This is a genomic window from Hymenobacter roseosalivarius DSM 11622 (assembly GCF_900176135.1).
Classification (GTDB): domain Bacteria; phylum Bacteroidota; class Bacteroidia; order Cytophagales; family Hymenobacteraceae; genus Hymenobacter; species Hymenobacter roseosalivarius.
The window spans coordinates 1-737 of record NZ_FWWW01000120.1; the positions used below are offsets into that span (position 1 = coordinate 1).

Consider the following 737-nt stretch of genomic DNA (forward strand, 5'->3'; position numbering starts at 1 on the left):
AGATGGCCTAGGGGGGGGATGAATGGCGGGCCCCCGTGCGACCAGGGCCCGCCGCGCAGGAGACCATCCGGGGCGGACCGCTGCCACAACTGCTGCATCCGCGCGGCGTAGCTGCGCGAGCAGGGTAAGGGCGTGCCGTCGGGCAACGTTCCCCCGTACTCGCCGGGGGTCCCGGGGGGCAGCTCTTGGCTACAGCGCCGCTTGACCACCACGGAGCGGTGCTCGCGCAGGAAGGGGAGGATGCAACTGCCGCGTCAGCTCGCTGCGCGTCGTGCGCAGCAGAAGCTGGAAAAGGAACAGCTGGCCGGTGCAAGTGCTGGAGGCCGGCGCTGGGCCACTTCCATCGGCAAGCTGTTCCGGTGCCGCACGAGCCCATTCTGGACAGCGAGTTGCCCCAGATGCTGGCGTTTCTCATCAACGGGCAAGTGCAAACCCTAAACCCAGTCGGCTCTTTCGCGGCGGACCTGATTCAGTGCAAGGGCGTGGCGCTGGTGCTGCTGCCCGTGATGGCCCCCTTCCTGACAGCGCTACGGGTGGCCGAGTTTGCCCGGCAGCTCGCGCCCCGGCAGCTCGCGCCCCGGCAAATTCTGCCCGTACCCGATGGCTACGCGAAAGACTTTTTCCTATTACAGCGATAGAAGACGTACGGGTCTTATTGCAAGAAGCTGGGTATTCCATTTCACGCCCTCGCCCGAAGGTTTTCGCTGCCATATTTGGCGCCCAGGTGGTGCGTATAA

Annotated in this window: 2 protein-coding genes; one reads left to right on the plus strand and one right to left on the minus strand. The window is 65.4% G+C overall.

All coding sequences use genetic code 11. The annotated features are described in order from the left end of the window. The coding region (locus B9A24_RS23330) for a LytTR family transcriptional regulator DNA-binding domain-containing protein (protein ID WP_143435167.1) at positions 1 to 242 on the minus strand (242 nt) is incomplete at its 3' end. A gap of 117 nt (positions 243 to 359) precedes the next feature. Between B9A24_RS23330 and B9A24_RS21145 the strand changes: the two genes are divergently transcribed. Next, positions 360 to 638 carry a hypothetical protein gene (locus B9A24_RS21145; RefSeq protein WP_084448099.1) on the plus strand — a complete coding sequence of 93 codons (279 nt, stop codon included), beginning with the start codon at positions 360 to 362 and terminating at the stop codon, positions 636 to 638. The last annotated feature ends 99 nt before the right edge of the window (positions 639 to 737 follow it).